Source organism: Neolewinella litorea (assembly GCF_004803465.1).
GTDB lineage: Bacteria > Bacteroidota > Bacteroidia > Chitinophagales > Saprospiraceae > Neolewinella > Neolewinella litorea.
On the sequence record NZ_SRSF01000020.1, the window covers coordinates 1 to 5132 of the forward strand.

6 protein-coding genes are annotated in these 5132 nt (G+C 56.5%); 5 read left to right on the plus strand and 1 reads right to left on the minus strand.

Translation table 11 applies throughout. The features are described 5' to 3' along the window. Window positions 1-70: 70 nt before the first annotated feature. The 5 genes from tnpA to E4021_RS17735 all read left to right on the plus strand — a co-directional run bounded on the left by tnpA (window position 71) and on the right by E4021_RS17735 (window position 4300). A complete protein-coding gene (gene tnpA, locus E4021_RS17715; protein ID WP_136460812.1) occupies window positions 71-412 on the plus strand; it encodes an IS66 family insertion sequence element accessory protein TnpA in 342 nt (113 codons plus the stop codon). Beyond that, the gene (tnpB, locus tag E4021_RS17720; protein ID WP_136460814.1) at window positions 399-749 is read left to right on the plus strand and encodes an IS66 family insertion sequence element accessory protein TnpB; all 351 of its coding nucleotides are present in this window, start codon (window positions 399-401) and stop codon (window positions 747-749) included. Before tnpA ends, tnpB begins: the two co-directional genes overlap by 14 nt. A gap of 114 nt (window positions 750-863) precedes the next feature. Then, complete coding sequence (gene tnpC / locus E4021_RS17725) at window positions 864-2198, plus strand: IS66 family transposase (RefSeq protein ID WP_168797678.1); 1335 nt, start codon at window positions 864-866, stop codon at window positions 2196-2198. A 209-nt stretch (window positions 2199-2407) separates the two neighbouring features. Further along, window positions 2408-3250, plus strand: coding sequence for an IS3 family transposase (locus tag E4021_RS17730; RefSeq protein ID WP_136460818.1), 843 nt, complete (start codon window positions 2408-2410; stop codon window positions 3248-3250). A 624-nt stretch (window positions 3251-3874) separates the two neighbouring features. Next, window positions 3875-4300, plus strand: coding sequence for a hypothetical protein (locus E4021_RS17735; RefSeq protein WP_136460820.1), 426 nt, complete (start codon window positions 3875-3877; stop codon window positions 4298-4300). A 208-nt stretch (window positions 4301-4508) separates the two neighbouring features. Here E4021_RS17735 and E4021_RS17740 read toward each other — a convergent pair. After that, the coding region (locus E4021_RS17740; RefSeq protein WP_136460822.1) for an IS256 family transposase at window positions 4509-5132 on the minus strand (624 nt) is incomplete at its 5' end.

The following is a 5132-nucleotide window of genomic DNA, read 5'->3' on the forward strand; positions in this document are numbered from 1 at the left end:
GGTAAGCGTCCGAGCAACCGCGTCTTTCTCTGCTGATTGGTCGGCCTGACCTTTGCTGGAAACAGCAACCATGGACAAAGCCAGCCGCATGTACGCCCTGCTGGACCGGCAAGCGACTTCGGGAAAGACCATCAAAGACTTCTGTACCACGGAAGGTATCAGCTACGCCACCTTTCACTACTGGCGCCGCCGGCGGCGGCGGCGAGACAGTCCGCAACCGGAGCCAGCGGTAGTAGGTCGCGACGGATTTATCAATCTGCGGTGCTCACCGCCGCAGGAGGGGATTACCGGCGACGCCAGTCCGCTTTCCGTCCTGCTGCCCGGTGGGCTCGAACTGAAGTTTAGGAGTAGTGATCCAGACCGCCTGGCCGACCTCCTGCACCGCCTCGACCAACGGTATGCTCAGTTTTAGTTCCCGCCAGCGCTACTTTCTCTACCGCGGCGCCACCGACATGCGCAAGGGCTTCAACGGCCTGAGCGGGCTGGTGCGTCGGCACGTCCGCCAGGCTGAACTCCTGAGCGGAGATGTCTTCATCTTCTTGAACAAGCGGCGCGACCGCATCAAGCTACTGGTCTGGGACCGCGATGGCTGGGTGGTCTGGTACAAGGTGCTGGAGCGGGGAACCTTCGAGCTGCCGCGGGCCGAGGGTGATAGTGTGGAGCTGTCCTTTACCGACCTACAGTTGCTACTGGCCGGCATTGAGATAAAATCCGTCAAACGACGCAAAAGATACCCGCCGGCGGCTTGACGTCGGGGCTATTTTTCGTATTTTTTGCCCCGTGAGTATCGAAGGGCTCATCGCGGAAAATCAGTCGCTCAAGGAGCAGAACGGGGCCTTGCGCCACGAGCTCGATCAACGGCTTTGTGGGGACAAAGTGCCCCGCTTCCAGAGCCCGCCAAGCAGGAGGTCACCTACACGCGTCACAAGCCGAAAAAGGCCCACCCCGGCCGGGCTTCGCTGCCGGAGCACCTGCCGGTGGAGGAGATCGTCCTGGAGCCGCAAGGCGTAGACACCGCTGGCCTGGAGTGCATCGGTCAGGAAGTCACCGATACGCTGGACTACCGGCCCGGTAAGTTGGTCATTATCCGGCGCATCCGTCCTAAGTACGCCCGCCCGGAAGCTGACGGGTCGACCACCGTGCTGGTGGCCGATCTACCGAGCCGGTCCATCGACAAGGGTATCCCGGAACCGGGGCTGCTGGCCGAGCTGTGCGTGGCCAAGTACGTCGACCACCTGCCCTTTTACCGCCAGATCAAGCGCTTCGAGCGCGATCACGGCTGGGTGGTGCACAAAGCCACCGTGGGCGACTGGTTCGCCGCCACCTGTAGCTTACTCGAGCCGCTATACCAGCAACTACTCCGCACGGTCGTTGATAGCGACTATTTGCAGGTGGATGAATCGACGATCAAGGTACTGGCTTCGGAAAAGAAAGGCAAAGCCCACCTGGGCTACCAGTGGGTCTATCGGGACCCGGACTCCGGACTGGTGCTGTTCGACTACCGTAAAGGACGCGGGGTGCACGGCGTGATGGAACGACTGGCGGACTTTGCGGGCTACCTGCAAACAGACGGGTATAAGGCCTATGAGACCTACTTGCGCAAGCATCCGCAGGTAACGGGGGTGAGCTGTCTGGCGCATATCCGGCGCAAGTTCTTCGAGGCCCGCGAGCAGCATCCCCGGCTGGCGGAGCTGGCCCTGGCCGCCATCGGCTTCCTTTACCACGTCGAGGCGCACTGCCGCAAAAGGGGGCGGTCGGCAGCCGAACGCCTGGCCCTGCGCCGGCGGGTGAGTCGGCCAGTCTACGAGGCATTGCTGGACTGGGCGGAGTACGAACAGAAAAACAACCTGTCCAGCGGAGCCATCGGCAAGGCGCTCAAGTACGCCCGGGACCAACTGCCGCGCCTGAGCCCTTGCTTCCGGGACGGTCGGCTGGAGGTGGACAACAACCTGATCGAGAACTCCATCCGCCCCCTGGCCCTGGGCCGGAAGAACTATCTCTTTGCCGGCTCGCACGAGGGGGCGCGGCGGGCGGCGATGCTGTATTCTTTCTTTGCCAGCTGTCAGCGGCTGGAGGTCAACCCCCGGGCCTGGCTGCGCGATATCCTCGAACGTATACCGGATCATCCGGTCAACCGGCTGGATGAACTCCTGCCGCACCGGTGGGCGGAGGCGCCGGCCGAGGTGAGTACGCAATAAGAATGACGTAGACCATACGCGGTTGCTCGGACGCTTACGAAGAAGGAGCAGGCCGACGAGGCCGACGAAAGCAAACGGCGGATCAAGGAGCTCGAGACGGAGAACGCGCGTTTGAAAAAGATGTACGCTGAGTTGAGCATCGACCACGGCATCCTCTCCGACGGTTATGCGATGCTAAAAAAGTGGCAGGCCCAAGACGCCAAGAAGAAATGATTGAGGCTGTCGGGCAGTGGCGGCGGCAGAGTGTGCGCCGTAACTGCCGCGTCTTGGGTTTTCGTCGCCAGACCTACCACCACCGCCGCCAGGGGTACCGCCCGGAAGAGCGGGATTTGGAGTTGCAGGACCTGCTGGAGCGGACCGCCCGGCGCTTCGTGGCCTGGGGCTTCTGGATGATCTTTTACTTCCTGCGCAACCAGGGCTACGCCTTCAACCACAAGCGGGTGTACCGGGTGTGGACCGAAGCGGGACTCCACCTCCGCCTCCCGCCGAAGCGGCCGCGCATCCGCCGGGAGTACCGCGAACTGCTGCCACCCGACGGCATCAACGAAGGCTGGGCGATGGACTTTCTGAGCGACTGGGTAGTGGGCCCGCAGCACCAGCCGGTGCGCATCGTCAACGTCATGGACGAGGGTTCGCGCAAGGCCCTGTGGACGCCGCAAGCACACACGAGCATCTCGTCCCGCAAGCTGATCGAGGTGCTCGACAACCTAATGGAAGTCCGCGGCTGCCCCGCCTACATCCGGTGCGATAACGGGCCGGAGTTTGTCAGTCACCACCTACGGCAGTGGGCGGAGGACCGCGCCGTGGAGCTCCGCTACATCCAACCCGGAAAACCGAGTCAGAACGGGCTCATCGAGCGTCTGAACAAGACCCTACGCGTGGAGTGCCTGAACCAGCACTGGTTCGCCTCCCTGGAAGCACTCAACGAACAGATCCAGGACTGGTCAGTGGTGTACAACTACGACCGGCCGCACAAAAATCTAGGCTACCAAACTCCGGAGGCCTACGAAAAAGCAAACGAGAATTTCTACTTTAGAACGGTTGCGGCTTAGGGGAAGCGTACACTATCACAAGCAACTTCACCGTCAGCCACACAAAAGCTACCGCGCACTACAAAACCCGCAGGACCCAAAAAAAGCTGCCGCGCGTTGCTAGGAAAAAAGAGAAGAAGCACTTCCGCCAACATCGCGCCATCGTCTACCCGGCAGCAAACCCTTACCGTTCCGATGAGGCCCTTAAAGCAGACTTGATGTTTAGACCGATTCGTTAGCCTGGTGGTGGGGCCGGGCCGCGCCGGCGCTCCCGTTGGCGGAAATACACAGCACGATTCGGTGCAGAAAGACAATCAAGAGGCCAGCACTACCTAAAAATGGTACCGCGCAGAAATAAGTCACTGGGAGTTACAAGCCAGCGCCTAGAAACAAACCGCATCGCTACCGACAGCTGCCGCTCACAAAAAAACTTCTACAACTTCCATTTAACAAAGTACTTACCCTAAAATACTTTCGTAGAGCACTAATACTATGTTTTAATCGTAATCTACCAGAACGGTCTTTAATCAGATAGATCTGTAGAATCAAAATTATCTTAAATCAGACACATAAGCTGCGATTGTATAAAATAATTATTCTAAAAAAACAACTAGTTATATTAGAAAAAAATATGAACCGATTCAGATGAAGTTTACTATACGTGGTTTGGATTTTATTGTCGATGAGATTAAATCTTCCAACGAAGTTATTATAGTAGTAGCAGCACTATCTCCATTTATCGTTTTCATGCTCTATGTCTTTTATACAGTATTTTCAGTTCCACAGAGCACTCGGCTCTGTAATTTAGAGGAGAAGTATAGGAATCAAGAAAGCTTTGGGGTCATCTCAAAAGTAGAGAGAAAATCTCACTACCATAGATTAACGTATGAAAACAGTCAAGAATATGTAGTTCCTAATAGTGTTTTACAGCCGAAACACAATGCTTTATCTATAGGGGATACCTTAATTAAAAATAGCGGAAGTTCACAAATTTCTATTCATCCCAAAAATAATGGCAAAAGGTTTCACCTATATATCAATTTCGGATGCCAAGAAAATCAGGCTGACTAGTTATTCCGTATTTAGCCGTTGTATCTAGAAGCGGATTAAGTCCTCTGCATAAAATTGATAAGACAGCCGTTCTTGAAGGATTATGTGGAAAGGCTGGGAGTATTTCAGAAAGTGTGTCACCTGGTTTTTTTGCAGCGGAAGTATTCTTTGGCCAAGCCCCGTATAAGTTAAGGGGGATTGGGCAAAGAATACGTGACTACCGCCCGGCTCACAGGTCCAGGCGTAAGCGGTCATCGTAGAGGATGGCCAGCTGAGAGAGGATGCGGTTCCAGTTGTGCATGGGCTTTTTCCACTTGGCAGTGACGTCGCGCTGGACGAGGTACAGCAGCTTCATCAGCGCCGTGTCGGAAGTGAACGACCCCTTGGTCTTGGTGACCCGCCTGAGYTGWCGGTGGAAGGCYTCGATGGCRTTYGTAGTGTAGATGACCTTGCGGATCAGCGGGCTRTAGTTGAACATCAGCGTCAGRTTGTCCCAGTTGCGGCGCCAGGAGGCGATGATYTTGGGGTACTGYTTKSCCCACTTYTGYTCSAGYCGATTGAGGGCRTGCTCGGCCTTCTCMCGCGTYGKAGCGGTRTAGATSGTCTTRAGGTCYGACATGAACTCTTTGSWGTCCGTATAGGCCAGGTACTTCTTCGAGTTGCGGATCTGRTGCACCACGCAGAGCTGGACATCAGTGCGCGGGTAGATRGCCGCAATGGCGTCTACGAAGCCCGTTAGATTGTCCACGCAGGCGATCAGGATGTCCTCCAAGCCTCTGTTCTGCAGGTCCGTGAGCACCTGCATCCAGAACTTGGCCGACTCATTCTGACCGATGTAGAGTCCCAGCACGTC

Coding starts and splice junctions, on each gene's coding strand:
- tnpA (WP_136460812.1), top strand. CDS start 71: ATGGACAAAGCCAGCCGCATGTACGCCCTGCTGGACCGGCAAGCGACT.
- tnpB (WP_136460814.1), top strand. CDS start 399: ATGCTCAGTTTTAGTTCCCGCCAGCGCTACTTTCTCTACCGCGGCGCC.
- E4021_RS17730 (WP_136460818.1), top strand. CDS start 2,408: ATGATTGAGGCTGTCGGGCAGTGGCGGCGGCAGAGTGTGCGCCGTAAC.
- E4021_RS17735 (WP_136460820.1), top strand. CDS start 3,875: ATGAAGTTTACTATACGTGGTTTGGATTTTATTGTCGATGAGATTAAA.